Genomic DNA, 16,840 nt, shown 5'->3' with positions numbered 1-16,840 from the left:
TTACGGGAAATATCCCCGATGAACGACACGCTGGCGTACGCCCTCGAGCAGGACGAACAGGACAAGCTGAAAGCATTCCGCGGCCAATTCCATTTCCCCACGACGGCGGACGGCAAACCCGCCATCTATTTCTGCGGGAATTCGCTGGGGCTGCAGCCAAAAGGCGCGCAAGCGTGCGTACAACGTGTGCTCGACGCCTGGAAAACTTACGCCGTCGGCGGGTACATGAAGGGCGAAGCGCCGTGGATGACATACGCGCAGCGGTTCAAAGAACCTTTGGGAAAGCTGGTGGGAGGACGACCGGACGAGATTGGCGTGATGAATTCTCTTACGGTGAACCTGCACCTCCTGCTGGCTTCCTTTTACCGCCCCACGAAAACACGCTACAAAATACTCCTGGAAGCCGGCGCCTTCCCCTCGGATCAATACGTCGCCCAGACCCAGGTGCTGCACCACGGGTTCAAGCCGGAGGACGCGCTCATCGAGGTCGCCCCGCGGGCAAACGAGCAGTGTATAAGGGAAGAAGACATCGTCGCGAAAATCGCCCAGGCCGGCGATACCCTGGCCCTCGTCCTCATTGGCGGCGTTAGCTATTATACGGGGCAGTACTTCGACCTCGAAAACATCACCACAAAAGCACACGAAGCCGGCGCCCTGTGCGGCTTCGACCTCGCCCACGCCGTAGGCAACGTCCCGATGCAGCTCCACGACTGGAACATCGACTTCGCCGTCTGGTGCTGCTATAAATACCTTAACGGCGGCCCCGGCGCCGCGGGCGCCATCTATGTACACGAGCGCTTCAGCCTCGACAAAAGCACGCCCCGCCTGGCCGGCTGGAGCGGCTCCGACCTGAAGACCCGTTTTGACATGCCCCACGATTTCACCCCCGAACCCGGCGCCGACGGCTGGGCGCTCAGCATCGCCCCCGGGTTGATCCTCGGCGGTCTGGAAGCCTCGCTCGACCTCTTTGCCCAGGCCGGTCTGGACCGCCTTCGCGCCAAAAGCATCCGCCTCACGGGCTACCTCGAATACCTGCTGGGACTCCTGCCCAAGGACGCGCTCGAGGTCATAACCCCCCGGTCCGAAAACGCCCGCGGCGCCCAGCTTTCCGTCTTCTTCCCTACCGGCGGTCAGTCCCTCCAAGCCTACCTGGCAGAGGCCGGCATCATCACCGACTACCGCGAACCCGGTGTCATCCGCCTCACGCCTACCCCATTGTATAACACTTTCGAGGACTGCTACCATGTCTATCAAACGTTGCATAAAAGGCTAAAAAGTGGATAAGCGGTGCGGGCAAAAAAGGAATTAAGTCGTACTTTTTTCGCCTCTTCTAACACCGCAGACATGAGTAAAACCGCTTTCCGGCTCCTGCCGGTCCTTTTCGTTGTCCTAAACGCCGTGCAGGCGCAGACTCCGGATCCCGCCCTTTTTGCCAATTTGAGGTACCGCATGATCGGCCCGCACCGCGGGGGTCGGACGGTGGGTGGGTGCGGCGTTCCCCAGCAGCCCAACGTATTCTATATCGGCGTCAACAACGGCGGCGTCTGGAAGACCACCGACTTTGGCCGGACCTGGGACCCGATTTTCGATGAGCAGCCGACGGGCTCCATCGGCGACGTGGCGGTAGCGCCTTCCAACCCACAGGTGGTCTATGTCGCCAGCGGTGAGGGCATTCAAAGACCCGACCTGTCCGTGGGAGACGGGGTTTACCGGTCGAACGACGCGGGTGCGACCTGGACCCACCTGGGCCTGGCGGAAGGCCAGCAGATCGGCGGTCTGGCCATCGACCCCACCGACCCCGACAAGGTATTCGCGGCGGTCCTGGGACATCCCTACGGACCCAACCCCGAAAGGGGCGTCTACCGGAGCACCGACGGCGGGAAGACCTGGGAAAAGGTATTGTACAAGGATGAAAATACCGGGGCCGTCCAGGTGACGATCGACCCGCAACACCCGAACGTCGTCTACGCCGACCTGTGGGCGGGCCGCCAGGGTCCCTGGGAGAACGGCGCCTGGAACGGTCCGAATTCCGGGCTGTTCAAATCGACCGACGGTGGCGCGACCTGGCATCAACTGACCAAAGGGCTGCCGACGACGGCGCAAGGGCTGGGCCGTATCGGCTTTTGCGTCGCGCCTTCCAACCCCGACCGGCTGTACGCCACCGTAGACGCCGGCGCGTACGGGGGCGTCTACCGGAGTGATGACGGCGGCGAATCCTGGACCAAGCTCAACAGCGACAACCGCTTTTGGGGCAGGGGCGACGACTTTGCGGAAGTAAAAGCCGACCCCAAAAATGCGGACATCGTATACACCGCTGACGTGGTCGTGTGGAAGTCTTCGGATGGAGGCAAGTCCTGGGATGGCTTCCGCGGGGCGCCGGGCGGAGACGACTACCACCGCATATGGATCAACCCCGACCACCCGGAAATCATGCTCATAGCCTGCGACCAGGGCGCGATCGTCACGGTCAACGGAGGCCGGACGTTTTCTTCCTGGTATAATCAGCCTACTGCCCAGTTCTACCACGTCGCCACCGACAACGCATTTCCGTATAACGTGTACGGCGCCCAGCAGGAAAGCGGGTCGATCGGGATCGCCTCCAGGGGCAACGACGGCGAGATCACCTTCCGGGAATGGCACTCCGTAGGCGTCGAGGAGTATGGATATATCGCCCCCGATCCCCTGGACAACAACATCATTTACGGTGGCAAGATCACACGCTACGACAAACGCACCGGCCAGGTGCAAAACGTCGCCCCCGAGGCCATCCGCAGCGGCAAATACCGCTTCCTGCGCACCGCCCCGGTGCTCTTCTCCCCCGTCGATCCCCATACGCTGTACCTGGCGGGGAACGTCCTTTTCGTGACCCGGGACGGCGGACACTCCTGGAAAGTCATCAGCCCGGACTTGAGTCGCGAGACCTGGGACATCCCGGCCAGCGTCGGAATCTACAACACAGACGCGGTGAAAAAGATGGCCCGCCGGGGCGTCATTTATACCGTTGCTCCCTCACCCCGCGACATCAATACCATCTGGACCGGAACAGACGATGGCCTCATCCACGTCACCCACGATGGCGGCAAGACGTGGCAAAACGTAACGCCCCCGGCCATCCCCTCCTGGGCCAAGGTTTCGCTGATTGAAGCGGGTCATGCCGACGTAAATACCGCCTACGCCGCCGTCAACGGCATCCGGCTGGACGATATGCATCCCCACCTCTTCCGGACCCGCGACGGAGGCAAAACCTGGAAGGAGATCGTCACCGGTCTTCCGAACGACCCGATCAACGCCGTCCGGGAGGACCCCAGGCAGAAGGGTCTGTTGCTGGCCGGGTCCGAGCGCGCGGTCTATGTATCCTTTGACGACGGCGATCATTGGCAGTCCTTGCGGCTGAACATGCCCGCCACTTCCATACGCGACCTGGTCATCAAGGACAACGACCTGGTGGTCGCCACCCACGGACGCTCCTTTTGGATATTGGACGACATCGCGCCGCTCCGGCAGATGAAGGAAGGCGCCATCGTTTCGGACGCCTTGCTCTACCGCCCCGACACCGCCGTCCGCGTACGTTGGGACATGAACCCGGATACGCCCCTGCCGCAGGAAGAGCCCGCCGGCCAAAACCCGCCCGACGGTGCCGTTCTCGATTACTACCTCGGCAAGGATGCAACCGGGCCGGTAAGCCTGGACATCCTCGACGCCGCCGGCAAAATGGTCAGGCATTACAGCAGCACGGACACCCCCTACGCCGTCCCGGACGTAAATATCCCGCTCTACTGGGTGCGGCCGCAGCAGATCCTGTCCGCGGGACCCGGTCCGCATCGTTTTCTGTGGGACCTGCACTATCAACCCCTGAACCTGCCGCCGGCCTACCCCATCGCCGCGGTCTATGGCAATACGGCCCCTTCGCCCACCAGCCCCTGGGTGATGCCGGGGAAATATCAGGTACGGCTCACCGTCGGAGGCAAAACCTATACCCAGCCGATCTACATAAAAATCGATCCGCGCGTGAAAACACCCGTCGCTGATCTGCAAAAACAATTCGACCTGTCGATGGACGCCTATACCTGGCGCAAACGTTGTATGGACGCGCTGGCCGAGGCCGGGCGACTGCACGGCGCGTTGACAGCCAACGCCGACCTCGACCCAGCGGTCAAGGACCTCGACGCCAGGGTAACGGCCCTGGCCGGGACCGTACGACGGGGGAGACGGGCGCAGGGAGGATCTGAAACGCCCAACCTGGGTCAGCTAGAAGGCGCCCTGGGCGGTCTTTGCTCGACCTTCGAAGAGGCGGACCTGGCGCCGACCACGCAGGCGACGGCAGCGTTGATGATTGCGAAGACCGCCGCGCAAAAAGCCGTGTCGGACTGGAATAGTCTCAAAACAACCGGCCTGAAAGCCGTCAACGACCGCCTCAAAGCCGCCGGTAAACCCGCCATCACCTTCTAAACCATGAACATGCGTACCATATTTCTGTCCATAATCTGCATCCTGGCGACTGCCGGCCTGCAGGCCCAGAAGCACAAAGTCACTGAAGACATCGACTCGACGCTCTATACCCAAACCAAATACCGCCTCATCGGCCCCTTCCGGGGCGGACGGGCCGACGCGGTGGCGGGCGCCGTCCACAGCAAAACCACCTTTTATTTCGGCTCCTCCGGGGGAGGCCTGTGGAAAACCGTCGACGGCGGGAGCAACTGGAAAAACGTGTCCGACGGCTCTTTCGGGGGTGGCATAGGCGCGGTCGCCGTGGCGCCCGGCGACGAATCCATCGTCTACGCGGCCGAAGGCGAAGGCACCATCCGCAACAACGTCACCGAAGGCATGGGCGGTCTTTGGCGCAGCGATGACGCCGGACGGCACTGGAAGAACGTCGGGCTTCCGGATAGCCGCCACGTCGTCCGTATACTCATCCACCCCAAGAATCCCGACATCGTTTGGGTCGCGGTGCTGGGCCACCTCTTTGGACCCGCCAGGAACCGGGGCGTATACAAGACGACCGACGGCGGCAAGACCTGGAAACAGGTGCTCTTTATCAACGACCAGGCCGGTTGCTCCGAGCTGGCCATGGAGCCCGGCAACCCCTCCGTCCTCTATGCGGGGACCTGGCGTGTTATAAGGACCCCATACAGCTTGGAAAGCGGAGGCGACGGCAGCGGTTTGTACAAAAGCACCGACGGCGGCGAAACCTGGAAAGACATTTCCAGGGCCAGGGGTCTGCCCAGGGGCGTCTGGGGCGCGGTGAATATAACCGTGGCCCCCAGTAACCCCGACAAGGTCTACGCCATGATCGAGAACAAGGAAGGCGGTCTCTACGTCAGCAAGGACGCCGGGAAAACCTGGACCAAGGTCAGCGGAGACAACAATATCAAACAACGCGCCTGGTATTTCAATCGCGTATTCGCCGATCCGAGGAACGAGGACGTCGTTTATTGCACCAACGTCGAGCTCATGAAAAGCACCGACGGCGGCAAGACATTCGAAGCCATGCGCACCCCGCATAGCGATCACCACGATCTCTGGATCGATCCCGAAGACCCTAATCGGATGGCGCTCGCGGACGACGGGGGCGGACACGTTACTTTTGACGGCGGCAGGAACTGGAGCAGTTCCGACAACCAGCCCACCGCCCAGATCTACCGGGTGTCCACCGACAACGCCTTCCCGTACCGGCTGCTAGGCGCGCAACAGGACAATACGACCATACGCATCCGAAGCCGGACAAACGGCATCGGAATCACCGACAAGGACTGGTCCTCCACGGCCGGTTTTGAAAGCGGCTTCGTCGTCGCCGATCCCCGTGACCCGGACATTGTCTATGGCGGCAACTACGACGGCTTTATCGGCAGGCTGAATCACCGCACCGACGAAAACCGGGTCATCACCGTCTGGCCGGACAATCCCACCGGTTCCGGCGCGGACTCGATGAAATTCCGCTTCCAATGGAACTTCCCCTTGTTCTTCTCGCCCAACACCCAGGGCCGTTTGTATGCAGCCGGTAACCAGTTGTTCGCCACCGACGACGAGGGACTTACCTGGACCGCCATCAGCCCCGACCTGACCACCAACGACAAGTCCAAACAAGGTTCCAGCGGCGGACCGATCACCAAGGACAATACCTCCGCCGAATACTATTGCACCATCTTCGCCGCCGCCGAATCGCCCTATGAAAAGGGTCTGCTCTGGACGGGCAGCGACGACGGCCTCGTATATGCAAGCCGGGACGGTGGCGGTCACTGGGACAACGTGACGCCTGCCGACGCGGGCAAATGGACGATGTGGAACTGTATCGAGCCAGATCCTTTCCACAAGGGCGGCGCCTATATCGTCGGCACGCGTTTTAAATTGGATGACTATACGCCGTATGTCTACAAAACGGAAGACTACGGCAAAACCTGGACCCGGATCACGACCGGCTTTGCCCCGACACATTTCGCGCGCTGTCTCCGCGCCGATCCCGTCCGCCAGGGTCTGCTCTATGCCGGCACGGAGTTCGGCATGTACATCAGCTTCGACGATGGCAGGAACTGGAAACCTTTCCAGCTGAACCTCCCCGTCACGCCCATCACCGACCTGGCCATAAAGGACGACGCCCTGCTCATCGCCACCGAGGGCCGCGCCTTCTGGAGCCTCGACAACCTGGGGTACATCCGCGACCGGCCGGCCGCGCTGGAACAGACGCGCCTGTATGCCTTCCCGGCGGAGGACGCCTGGCGCATGGGCGGCTTCAGGGGCCGCTTCCAACCGTCCAACGTGGGTGAAAATCCGCCGAACGGCGTCGTCTTCCAATACTGGCTCGGGGCCGATCCCGATTCCGCGAACGTGTCGGTTACGATATTCGATAAGACCCACAAGCCGATCCGCACGTTTGGTACAAAAGCCGCCGAAACCGAAGACAAGATCGAGGTCGACCGGGGTATGAACCGTTTTGTCTGGGACATGAACTATCCCCAGGGCAAACGCATACCGGGCATGTTATTGTGGAACGGTTTTGCCGGCGGGCCAAAGGCAGCGCCCGGGAAATACAGCGCCCGGCTGCGTTTCGACAAGGACTCCGTCGACGTTCCCTTTGTCATCAAGGGCGACCCGAACTACCATCTGACCGAAGCGCAATACGACGAGCAGGTGAATTTCCTTTTGGCGGTACGCGACAAGTTCGACGACGTCCAAAAGGCCATCCTTCGCCTGCGGAAGGTGCGCACCCAGCTCAGTGACCTCAACGGTCGACTGGACACCGCCACCGAAAAGGACATCCGCAAACTCTCGGACAGCCTGAGCCACCGCCTGACCCAGGTGGAAGAGGCGCTCTACCAGACGAAATCCAAAAGCTCGGAAGACATGCTGAACTTCCCGATCAGGCTCAACGACAAGCTCGGCGGTCTTTACGACGCAGCCGCTTCGGGCAACACGCCGCCCAGCAAACAGGCCAGGGACGTCTTCGCGGACCTCAGCGCCAAGGTAGATGCCCAGCTCGATAAGCTGAAAGACATACTCGGCCCAGGCCTCGACCGCCTGAACCGGATGATTTATGAAAAACAAGTGCCCGTCATAGGCGCAAAAGACGAATAAATGGACACCTCCTGGTTAGATATTTCATCGACGGTTGGATTGATCGCCACGGGCGTGCTCACCTTCAACCTCCTGCTGGGGATGGCGCTCAGCACAGCTTATAAAAGGTCGTCGCTGTGGAAGCGGATGCCAGCCGTCGTAAAGCGCGTCAGCCTGGACGACCTCCATAACTGGACGGCCTACGTAGCGCTGGTGCTGGCACTGACGCATCCCCTGCTGCTATTGCCCGATGCCGGCGCCAAATTCACCTGGCTGGACATCGCATTTCCCGTGCACGCCCCGCACCAGGCGACCTGGGTTTGGCTTGGCACGATCGCGTTGTACGCGCTGATCGTAGTGATCGTGACGACCCAAAAGGTCATCAAACGCCGGATGAGCTTTCGCGCCTGGAAAAATATCCACCTGATCTCGTACGGAACGGCGCTGCTGTTCGTGATACACGGCGTCGTCATGGACCCGGAATTGAAGGACCGGCCGGTCGACTTCTTTGACGCCGAAAAGGTCCTCAGCGAGGTCTGCGCCCTGGTACTGATCGCCGCTACGATTGCCCGTTACCGTTATTATCGAAAAAGAGCTTGAAACCAGCCTCCATATTGCTCCTGGCCACGTTGTTCTATACCCAGCTGGCTTATTACTGGCAGTTCCTGCTGGTCCAGGCCCATCAGCGCGAAAAGGCCCGGAAATCATGGATCAGCAGCCTCCCGGACGAACGGTTCCACCGCTTCTCCGCCGCCGATGTCGACGCCCATGGCAGCTGGCAGGACGGCGGCGATGAATGCTGGGTGAATGGGCGGCTCTACGACGTCATCCGCCGCAAGCAGTCCTTTGTCTACTGCATGGAAGACGCCGAAGAGGAACACGCCACGGACGCCGTACTGGAGTTGACCAGGCAACGCCCGGACAAAAAGACGCCGCCCGTATTCACCGGGAAAATCGGGGACGCGGTCCCCGTAGCCCGGATAACGCTACCGCTCCGCCGGCACAAAACCGCCCGCTCGTATCCACCCGAGTCGGCCGCCCCTTTGCCCACCGGCGACCCGGCCCACCAAAAGCGACCGCCCCGCCAGCAGCCCGCATCCCCGTTTTTCCAAAGCTGATTCGGCCCGAGCCGCCGTGTACCCAATCCCTTATTTATGCTACGCAAAACCATCCTTTTGTGGGCCTCGCTGCTGCTTGTAGCAACCACCCACGCCCAACAGCGCGTCCGTGGCACCGTCGTGGACGCCCATACTTATACGCCCCTGCCCGGCGCCACTATTACCGGGGATGACGGGAAAACCGTTATCGCGGACGAGAACGGCATCTTTGAATGGACCGCCGGCGCTACCCTCACGGTCAGCAACGTGGGCTATCTCGACCGGACCCTGACCGTCAAACCCTCCCGTACGGCCCTGCTGGTATTCCTGGAACCATCCGGTTATCAACTCAACACCATAAAGGTCACCGGCTGGTCCGCCGGAAAAAAGGACGGCCAGCTGGACGTCGCCAAATCGGTCGGTATCCTTACGACAAAGGACCTCAACCGGGGTAATGGCCTCTACCTGGAAAACGCGCTCAACCTGCTCGCAGGCGTGGACATGCAATCCAGGACGACCTCGGGTGGTCAGCGGATCAGCATCCGCGGCTATGGCAACAATACCAATTTCAATGGCCAGGGCGCCCAAGTCTACCTGGACAACATTCCGCTGACCGACGCCACCGGCACCACCCTCCTGGACGACATCGACTTCACCACCATCGGGAAGGCGGAGGTCTTCAAGGGTCCGCAGTCGAGCCTGTACGGGAGTGGTATCGCCGGAACGGTGGTGCTCCACACCCTCCAGCCACCGCCGGGCCAGACCCGGGTGGTCGAGGACAATACCGTGGGGAGCTATGGCCTCTGGCGCAACAACACCCGGATCGAAACCGCCGGCACGACCGCTTCCGTGTTCTTCAACTACGGGCACCAGGAATCCAACGGATTCCGGACCAACAGCGCTGACCGGAAGGACTATCTCCTGTTCAGCGGGCGCTTTTTCAACGGAGAACGCAGCACGCTTTCCACCTATTTCTCGTACGCCCATTCGGTGGAGCAGCTAGCCGGTGAAATGACCGACAGCATCTTTTACCACCGGATCGTGTGGAGCGATCCGGCCTACCTGGCCAACCGTTCCCTGGTCGATATCGAGAGCTTTCGGACGGGTGCCACCGACGAATACAAGATCGACCCGCACTTTTCCAACCTGACGACTGTGTTTATGAACGGGTACACCCTCAACCAACCCTTTGCCCACGGGTTGACCGACAACCAGGCCTTCACCTTTGGGGGAAGGACGGGGTTCGTATACGCTGGCAAGGGCGTCAATGGGATACTCGGCGCGCAGTTCGAGAAAACGGTGGCCTTTAACAAATCCTACAACCTCACCAACGACACCCTGGGTACGATGCGGGGTGACCTCCAAAACGGCTCGATGACCTACAACGTCTATACCGAATGGAAGCTCACCCTCCCGGAACAGTTCATCCTGACCGCGGGCGCCAGCCTCAACTTTACCGAGTTCGGCATAACGGATATGATGTCGGGCGTACCGGGTCACGCCAACCAGTCCGGCTACAAACACTTTTCACCCGCGCTCACGCCCCGGCTGTCGCTGCTCAAGGGCCTCGGGCAACACCTCTCCGTTTACGCCGACGTCAGCGCCGGATATACACCGCCGCCCACCAGTGACGTCGTGATCGCCGCCATCGGCAAGGTGAACACGGGACTCGATCCCGAACGTGGCATCCAATACGAGTTGGGGGCCAAGGGTGACCTGCTCCACCGGAAGCTGTCGTTCCAGCTGGCGTTGTTCGACCTCGAAGTGAAGGATAAGATCACGCCCGAAACCGTGCCCGCCGCGCCCCCGACGCCTACCTATACGTATTATGTCAACGTCGGGCGCCAACAGGACCTCGGCGCGGAGCTTTCCGTCAGCTATGCGCTGCTCGACGACCGCCGCTCCGCAATCACCCTCCTGAGGCCGTTCCTGACCTATGCCTGGTCGGACTTCCACTACCGGGATTTCAAAAGCGACAACAACGACAATGCGCAAACCGTGAGCTATTCCGGCAACAAGGCGGCGGGAGTTGCGCCAAGCGTGCTCAACCTTGGTCTGGACCTGGAAACCAAACCCGGATTTTACGCGTATGTCACCTACCGTTATGTGGGCCGCGTCCCTTATACCTTCGATAACCTCAATTATGCCCGTGCCTTTTCCCTGCTCAGCGCCAAGGTGGGCTACAAGCAAACGCTGGCGCGCCGCCTGACCCTGGACGTCGCCGGCGGCGGTGACAATTTGCTGAACAACACGGTGTACAGTTTCCTGTTTTATTCCGGGAACCTCGCGGGGACGACGGACCCGCACTTCCTGCCGCTGCCCTACAATGCCACCTGGTATGGATCTTTAAAACTCGCTTATGCGCTATAGTCATTGGTTACCCGTCGCCCTGGCGCTCACGGCCTGCGGCAGGTTCGGTGCGACGCCCAACCACAGGGACGGCCTGCGCGTCGTCAGCGTGAGCAAACAGCTCACAGAAATCGTATTTGCGGTGGGTGGAGACACGGCCCTGGTAGGCGTCGACATTTCGAGCACCTATCCGCCCGCGGCCAAAAAGATCACCACCGTGGGTTATCACCGCGCGCTGAATGCGGAAGGCATCATATCGCTGAACCCCAGCGTCGTCTGGAACGACGGCAATTGGGGTCCACCGGCGGTGATCGACCAGCTCAGGAAAGTGGGTATCCCTCTCCGGCAGTTCGACGGTGGCGAGTCCATCGACTCTACCAAACGCCTCATCCGGCAGGTAGCACAGGAGTTCCATAATCCCCGCGCCGGCGACTCGATATGCGCCCGGCTGGACGCGGACATGGACAGGGCGGACTCGGTTCGCAAGACGTTGAAGGACGCGCCCCGCGTGCTCATCATCCACTTCGGTCAGGCCGCCAACCAATACTTTGTGCTCAACCGAAAAGGCATACCCGAAAAGATGCTGGAGTGGGCGGGCGCCGTCAACGCGGCCGATACCGCCCAAAAGTGGCGGAACCTGAGCCCGGAAGTCATCGCCGAAGCCCAGCCCGATGTCATCCTGGCCACCGACTACGGTTACGACCTCCAGGGAAGTCTCGAAAAATTCAAACAACTGCCGGGCATATCGCTCTCGCCCGCGGCGAGGAACAACCGGATCTACCGGATCGAAGAACACGATTTGGTTTACCTTGGCCCCAGGACCGGGCAAAACGTGCTCGAGCTCATTCAACTGATCCACCAACGATGAATACAAACCGGTGGCCATTCGGGGTTTATTACGCGCTCCTGTCGGGGTTGCTGCTGGGAGCGCTGCTGCTCTCGGTGCGGGTAGGTGCGGTGTCGCTGGATTTCAGCGACATCGGCCGCTACCTGGCGCACGCCTTCCGTCACGAAACCTCGGGCAACATCCGCGAACAGCTCTTTTTACAAATCCGGCTCCCGCGGGTCATCTTGTGTACATTGGTCGGCGCCGCCCTTTCCGTTTCGGGGGCATTGATGCAGGCCCTCTTCCGCAACCCCATCGTCGAACCCGGTCTGGTCGGCACCTCCTCCGGAGCGGCGCTGGGAGCGGCCTTTGTCTTTGTCATGGGACAAACGCTCCAACATACCTGGATAGGTCTCGCCGGGCCGCTGCTACTCCCGCTCTTCGCCTTCGCCGGCGGGCTGACAGCCACCTTGATCGTCTACCGCCTCTCCGGGGTTTTTGGAAAAACGAATGTCAATACCCTCCTCCTGTCCGGCATCGCCGTCAACGCCCTCGGCGCCAGCGGCACCGGCTTTTTCTCATACGTCGCCCGGGACCCGCAGGCCCGCAGTATCGTATTCTGGAACCTGGGCACTGTATCCGGAGCAGACTGGAACAGCGTTGCCGTCGTCGGCGTCTCGACCCTCGGGGGTCTGCTGTTATCACTCCGGCTCGGCAAAGCCCTCAACGCCCTGATGCTGGGTGAAACCGACGCGGGTTATCTCGGTGTCCGCACCGCCAGGCTCAAGCGACAGGTCATCCTCCTGAACACGCTCCTGGTGGCGGTAGCCACCGCCTTCGTGGGGGTGATCGGTTTTGTCGGTCTGATCGTGCCCCACATCCTACGCCTCCTCAAAAGCGCCGACAACCGCTTTCTCCTCCCCGCGTCCGCGCTGCTGGGCGGCTTGCTGCTCAATATGGCCGACGTGCTGGCGCGCACCATCGTCGCCCCTTCCGAATTTCCGATCGGTATCGTCACCGCCCTGGCCGGCGCCCCGGTATTCCTCTTCCTGCTCGTACGCAACAACCGGAAACTCCAAAAAGGAGGGTTCTATGCTTGAGGTTGCGGACATCCATTGCCGTCTGGGCCATCGTACTATCCTGCACGATATCAGCGCCCGTTTTGCCCCCGGTTTATTTCATGTCATCCTGGGACCGAACGGTTCCGGTAAGTCGACCTTCTTAAAAATATTCAGCGGCGACCTGCGGCCCACCCAAGGCGTCGTCCGCTACGACGGCCGCCCGCTCGAACCCGGTCATGTACCCGCGCTCGCCCGCGTCCGCGCCGTCATGAGCCAGTCCCCCGACATCCAGTTCCCCCTCCCGGTAGCCGATATCGTCATGATGGGCCGCTATCCCCACTTCAACCTTACACCCACCGCCCGCGACCGCGCCATTTGCGCCGAAGCCATGGAAGCCGTCTCGATCGCCGGACTGGCCGCCCGCGACTATCAAACGCTTTCCGGGGGAGAAAAACAACGCGTCCAATTCGCCCGCGCCCTTTCCCAGGTGTGGGAGCCCGCGCCCACCGGCAACCGCTTCCTCTTCCTGGATGAACCCATCTCGAGCCTGGACATCCGGTACCAACATCAGTTCCTCCATCTGGCCCGCGAACAGGCCTCGCAGGGCCTCGTCGTCATCGCCGTCCTCCACGAGCTCAACATCGCCCTCCAATACGCCGACACCCTGCTCTTCATGAAAGCCGGCCGCCTCGTCGCGCATATTCCCACCATCGACGTCAACGCCGCCCTGCTCACCGCCATCTACGACATCCCCGTGCACCTCATTCCCACCCCTTTCGGCCCGTCGCCGCTGGCCGTTTACCATCCGCCCGTTATTTAATCTGGAGAATAATGCCTAAACTTGTAGGGACTACAGGTCACTCACGCAAGAGCGCCCAGCCAACGGGGGGTTGCGAGGGGGCTAAGCCCCCCTCGCCGCAAAACAAACGGCCTGTAGAAACAGGCCGTAATCCTATTAACGCCAATGAGAGTGGCATGTTAAGTCGGATGCAAGTACAATAAATGCGTTTGGAAAAGGCGGCTACAGACGTAACGTATGTAGCCGTCAATGCATCCCTCCGGAGCGGAGGGTCATATCAATAATATTTCCTTTTGGGAAGTGGGCGCAAAATAGGCGACTTCAGGCAGGGGAACCGCGCGTACGCTCACCCCGGAATAAGCGACAGGCAACATCGTGCGACGCACGATAGGGACCGGTACGCGGATCGACGCCTCACGCACCACGAACGAAGCGCCGGCCGCAAAATGCAGCGGCGTGGCCTTCCTTTGCAAATCGATGAAAGACGCCCTGCGCTTGTGGAGCTTTACGTGGCTGAAAGCCTCTTCGATATGATCGGATGAAGCGCCTTCGAGGGTAAAGGTCACGGGTCCAAGGAATATCCGGACCGAAAACAACAGGAGTAATATCGTGAACCTCGAACGCACGTGTATGCAGGAATGACCTAAAATTATCCAATATTTTTAACCTGCAAAATTTTATCCACGTACGGCTGCATTTCCTGCTGATAGGACAATGCCCGGGCCCGGGCCGCCGAAGCGAAGCCTCTGCCGGCGTCCGCGTACAGGATATCCCGGGAAACATTTACGAGCAGCCCCACGTCCCCGGTCGCGGCGTGTTCCGATATCGCGGCCAGGCTGCCCCCCTGGGCCCCCACGCCTGGCACGAGCAGGAAGTGATCCGGGACCAGCGCCCGCACCCGCGCAAAAGCCTGCGTCTGGGTCGCGCCGACCACGAACATCAGGTTGTCCGGCGTGCCCCAGCCACTGACGGTACGGAGTACGCGCTCGTAGAGCAGCTCCCCGCCCACATCCTGCAGCTCGAAGTCGGAGGCCCCGGAGTTAGACGTCAACCCGAGCACGATGGCCCATTTCCCGGGAAATTCCAGGAAAGGTCGTACGCTATCCTCACCCATATAGGGCGCAACAGTCACCGAGTCGAAGGCAAGGCGTTCGAAAAAAGCCTTGGCATATTGTGTGGAAGTGTTGCCGATGTCGCCCCTCTTGGCGTCGGCGATCAGGAAGTGCCCGGGGCCGATATAGGACACGGTCCGTTCCAGCGCCCGCCAGCCCTCGACCCCATAACACTCGTAAAAGGCGGTGTTCAGCTTGTAGCTGACGCAAAGGTCGCGGGTCGCGTCGATGATCTCCTTGTTGAAGGCGAAGATCGGATCTTCTTCATCCTGCAAATGGGCGGGAATCCGTGAAAGATCGGTATCCAGGCCTACGCAGAGATAGGAACCCCGATCGCGTATCAATTGTATCAGTTCGGAACGTGTCATGGCGCGGCAAATTTACGAAATATCCCGTCTTGCCTTCATGGCATCCGCCACCGCCCGCGCCGCCGCGTCATCGGACGCGGAAAGCTCCTGAACCACATGGTGATAGCTTTGGTCATCGCGGTTCTGGCTGAGCTTGGCCACGGCCTGCAATTCGGTCACGTGGATACGGAAGCCGACGATGCCCCGGAGGTCGTCCCGGAATGTCTTTTCGGGTATCTCCGAGACGTGGACGGGATGGGGCATTCCCCGCTCGTAATGGTCCACCAGCTCCGAAACGGCCGCTGCCAGGGCTTCTCCTTCCATCAGCGACACCGTCCCATACGCGTGTACCGACAGATAGTTCCACGTCGGCACATTCATCTCCGTATACCAGCGAGGTGAAATGTACGCGTGGGGACCTGGAAAGATCGCCAGCACCAAAGCGCCGTCAACCAGCGACAAACGCTGCTCGTTCCCCCGGGAGATGTGCCCGGTCAGGTAAAGTGACTCGCCTTCTTCGGAAAGCAACAGCGGGATATGCGTCCCCAAGGGCTTTCCGTCGAGCACCGACACCAGTATGGCAAAAGAGTTCACCCGGATGTGCGACAGGATCGCCTCCCGGTCCTTTTCTTCGTATCGTCTGGGTATATACATCGTCTAAGCGTTGACCAGGCTCGCCGCGCGCGCGGCGCTCATATGCGCGTTCCGGATGGCGATGCTCCGCACCGTCGCCCCGGCAAAATCGATAAAGGCCTTGCGCGACAGCGCCTCGTCACCTATCATGGCGGGAATCCCCTGGTCGCCTCCTTCACGGATATCCTGCACCAGCGGAATCTCGCCAAGGAAGGGCACGTCGAATTCATCGGCGAGCCGTTTGCCTCCCTCCTTTCCAAAGATGTAATACCTGCTCTCCGGGAGTTCGGCGGGGGTAAACCAGCTCATGTTCTCGACCACGCCGAGCACCGGTACGTTCAACTGCGCCTGACCGAACATGGCGATCCCTTTACGCGCGTCCGCCAGGGCCACCTTTTGGGGCGTCGTCACGATCACCACGCCCGTCACCGGCACGGTCTGGAGCAGCGTCAGGTGGATGTCCCCGGTACCCGGCGGCATATCGATCACCAGGTAGTCCAATTCACCCCAGTGCACGTCGGTGACGAATTGACGGATCGCGGTAGAGACCATCGGCCCCCTCCAGACAACCGCCTGCTTCTCATCGACCAGCAGCCCGATGCTCATCAGCCGGATACCATACCGCTCCAGCGGCTCGATCATGTTCTTCCCATCGATCGTCGACATAAGCGGCCGTTCACCCCTTACACCAAACATGATGGGCACGCTCGGTCCATAGATATCCGCGTCCATCAACCCCACGGTCGCGCCGCCTTTAGCCAACGCCAGGGCCAGGTTCGCGGCCACGGTGGATTTGCCTACACCGCCCTTCCCGGACACCACGGCGATGATGTTCCGGACTTTTGGCAGTAATTGCTTGTTATCCAATCTATTAGAACTAACATTGGCGGTGAACCTGACGTCCACTTCCGCCTCTTTATCGATCAGGAGGTGGATGGCGTTGACGCAGGCGTTGTGGATCATGTCTTTGAGGGGACAAGCCGGCGTCGTCAGCACCACCGTGAAGCGCACCTTCCGTCCGTCGATATGTATATCCTTCACCATGTCCAGGGTCACTATATCCTTGCC

General features: G+C 60.7%; 13 protein-coding genes. 9 read left to right on the top strand and 4 right to left on the bottom strand.

The genetic code is table 11. The annotated features are described in order from the left end of the window. The first annotated feature begins 18 nt into the window (after positions 1–18). Genes kynU through VL547_RS06910 form a run of 9 tightly spaced genes read left to right on the top strand, consistent with a single transcriptional unit; the run spans position 19 to position 13,701 of the window. Positions 19–1,284 carry a kynureninase gene (kynU, locus tag VL547_RS06950; RefSeq protein ID WP_325576653.1) on the top strand — a complete coding sequence of 422 codons (1,266 nt, stop codon included), beginning with the start codon at positions 19–21 and terminating at the stop codon, positions 1,282–1,284. 60 nt (positions 1,285–1,344) lie between these two features. Beyond that, positions 1,345–4,449 (top strand): WD40/YVTN/BNR-like repeat-containing protein, encoded by a 3,105-nt coding sequence (locus VL547_RS06945; RefSeq protein WP_325576651.1) that lies wholly within the window; start codon positions 1,345–1,347, stop codon positions 4,447–4,449. A gap of 9 nt (positions 4,450–4,458) precedes the next feature. Continuing rightward, entirely contained in the window at positions 4,459–7,569 is a 3,111-nt protein-coding gene (locus tag VL547_RS06940; RefSeq protein WP_325576649.1) for a WD40/YVTN/BNR-like repeat-containing protein, read from the top strand. Continuing rightward, a complete protein-coding gene (locus tag VL547_RS06935) occupies positions 7,570–8,148 on the top strand; it encodes a ferric reductase-like transmembrane domain-containing protein (RefSeq protein WP_325576647.1) in 579 nt (192 codons plus the stop codon). It abuts the gene before it with no gap. Further along, complete coding sequence (locus VL547_RS06930) at positions 8,145–8,666, top strand: hypothetical protein (protein ID WP_325576645.1); 522 nt, start codon at positions 8,145–8,147, stop codon at positions 8,664–8,666. The genes VL547_RS06935 and VL547_RS06930 overlap by 4 nt, the downstream gene beginning before the upstream one ends. A gap of 36 nt (positions 8,667–8,702) precedes the next feature. Next, the gene (locus VL547_RS06925) at positions 8,703–11,015 is read left to right on the top strand and encodes a TonB-dependent receptor (RefSeq protein WP_325576643.1); all 2,313 of its coding nucleotides are present in this window, start codon (positions 8,703–8,705) and stop codon (positions 11,013–11,015) included. Further along, positions 11,005–11,862 carry a heme/hemin ABC transporter substrate-binding protein gene (locus VL547_RS06920; protein WP_325576641.1) on the top strand — a complete coding sequence of 286 codons (858 nt, stop codon included), beginning with the start codon at positions 11,005–11,007 and terminating at the stop codon, positions 11,860–11,862. Before VL547_RS06925 ends, VL547_RS06920 begins: the two co-directional genes overlap by 11 nt. After that, positions 11,859–12,920 carry an iron ABC transporter permease gene (locus VL547_RS06915; RefSeq protein WP_325576639.1) on the top strand — a complete coding sequence of 354 codons (1,062 nt, stop codon included), beginning with the start codon at positions 11,859–11,861 and terminating at the stop codon, positions 12,918–12,920. Before VL547_RS06920 ends, VL547_RS06915 begins: the two co-directional genes overlap by 4 nt. Further along, a complete protein-coding gene (locus VL547_RS06910) occupies positions 12,913–13,701 on the top strand; it encodes a heme ABC transporter ATP-binding protein (RefSeq protein WP_325576637.1) in 789 nt (262 codons plus the stop codon). The genes VL547_RS06915 and VL547_RS06910 overlap by 8 nt, the downstream gene beginning before the upstream one ends. A 251-nt stretch (positions 13,702–13,952) precedes the next feature. Here VL547_RS06910 and VL547_RS06905 read toward each other — a convergent pair whose 3' ends face one another. The 4 genes from VL547_RS06905 to VL547_RS06890 form a co-directional block, all read right to left on the bottom strand. Next, positions 13,953–14,306 (bottom strand): hypothetical protein, encoded by a 354-nt coding sequence (locus VL547_RS06905; RefSeq protein ID WP_325576635.1) that lies wholly within the window; start codon positions 14,304–14,306, stop codon positions 13,953–13,955. Between the two features lie 23 nt (positions 14,307–14,329). Beyond that, complete coding sequence (pyrF, locus tag VL547_RS06900) at positions 14,330–15,160, bottom strand: orotidine-5'-phosphate decarboxylase (protein WP_325576633.1); 831 nt, start codon at positions 15,158–15,160, stop codon at positions 14,330–14,332. A gap of 12 nt (positions 15,161–15,172) precedes the next feature. After that, positions 15,173–15,793: an FMN-binding negative transcriptional regulator gene (locus VL547_RS06895; protein ID WP_325576631.1), complete on the bottom strand. Its 621-nt coding sequence runs from the start codon at positions 15,791–15,793 to the stop codon at positions 15,173–15,175. 3 nt (positions 15,794–15,796) lie between these two features. Continuing rightward, a partial coding sequence (locus VL547_RS06890) for an Mrp/NBP35 family ATP-binding protein (RefSeq protein WP_325576629.1) occupies positions 15,797–16,840 on the bottom strand: 1,044 nt, incomplete at its 5' end.

Source organism: Dinghuibacter sp. (assembly GCF_035492835.1).
Taxonomy (GTDB): Bacteria; Bacteroidota; Bacteroidia; order Chitinophagales; family Chitinophagaceae; genus Dinghuibacter.
The sequence above is the reverse complement of the archived record's forward strand: the minus strand, read 5'-3'. Positions and strand labels throughout refer to the sequence as shown.

What these genes read in the sequence shown, in the direction of transcription:
- VL547_RS06945 (WP_325576651.1), top strand. Translation starts at nt 1,345, where the DNA reads ATGAGTAAAACCGCTTTCCGGCTCCTGCCGGTCCTTTTCGTTGTCCTA.
- VL547_RS06895 (WP_325576631.1), bottom strand. Translation starts at nt 15,793, where the DNA reads ATGTATATACCCAGACGATACGAAGAAAAGGACCGGGAGGCGATCCTG.
- VL547_RS06940 (WP_325576649.1), top strand. Translation starts at nt 4,459, where the DNA reads ATGCGTACCATATTTCTGTCCATAATCTGCATCCTGGCGACTGCCGGC.
- VL547_RS06935 (WP_325576647.1), top strand. Translation starts at nt 7,570, where the DNA reads ATGGACACCTCCTGGTTAGATATTTCATCGACGGTTGGATTGATCGCC.
- VL547_RS06920 (WP_325576641.1), top strand. Translation starts at nt 11,005, where the DNA reads ATGCGCTATAGTCATTGGTTACCCGTCGCCCTGGCGCTCACGGCCTGC.
- VL547_RS06925 (WP_325576643.1), top strand. Translation starts at nt 8,703, where the DNA reads ATGCTACGCAAAACCATCCTTTTGTGGGCCTCGCTGCTGCTTGTAGCA.
- VL547_RS06910 (WP_325576637.1), top strand. Translation starts at nt 12,913, where the DNA reads ATGCTTGAGGTTGCGGACATCCATTGCCGTCTGGGCCATCGTACTATC.
- pyrF (WP_325576633.1), bottom strand. Translation starts at nt 15,160, where the DNA reads ATGACACGTTCCGAACTGATACAATTGATACGCGATCGGGGTTCCTAT.
- kynU (WP_325576653.1), top strand. Translation starts at nt 19, where the DNA reads ATGAACGACACGCTGGCGTACGCCCTCGAGCAGGACGAACAGGACAAG.
- VL547_RS06915 (WP_325576639.1), top strand. Translation starts at nt 11,859, where the DNA reads ATGAATACAAACCGGTGGCCATTCGGGGTTTATTACGCGCTCCTGTCG.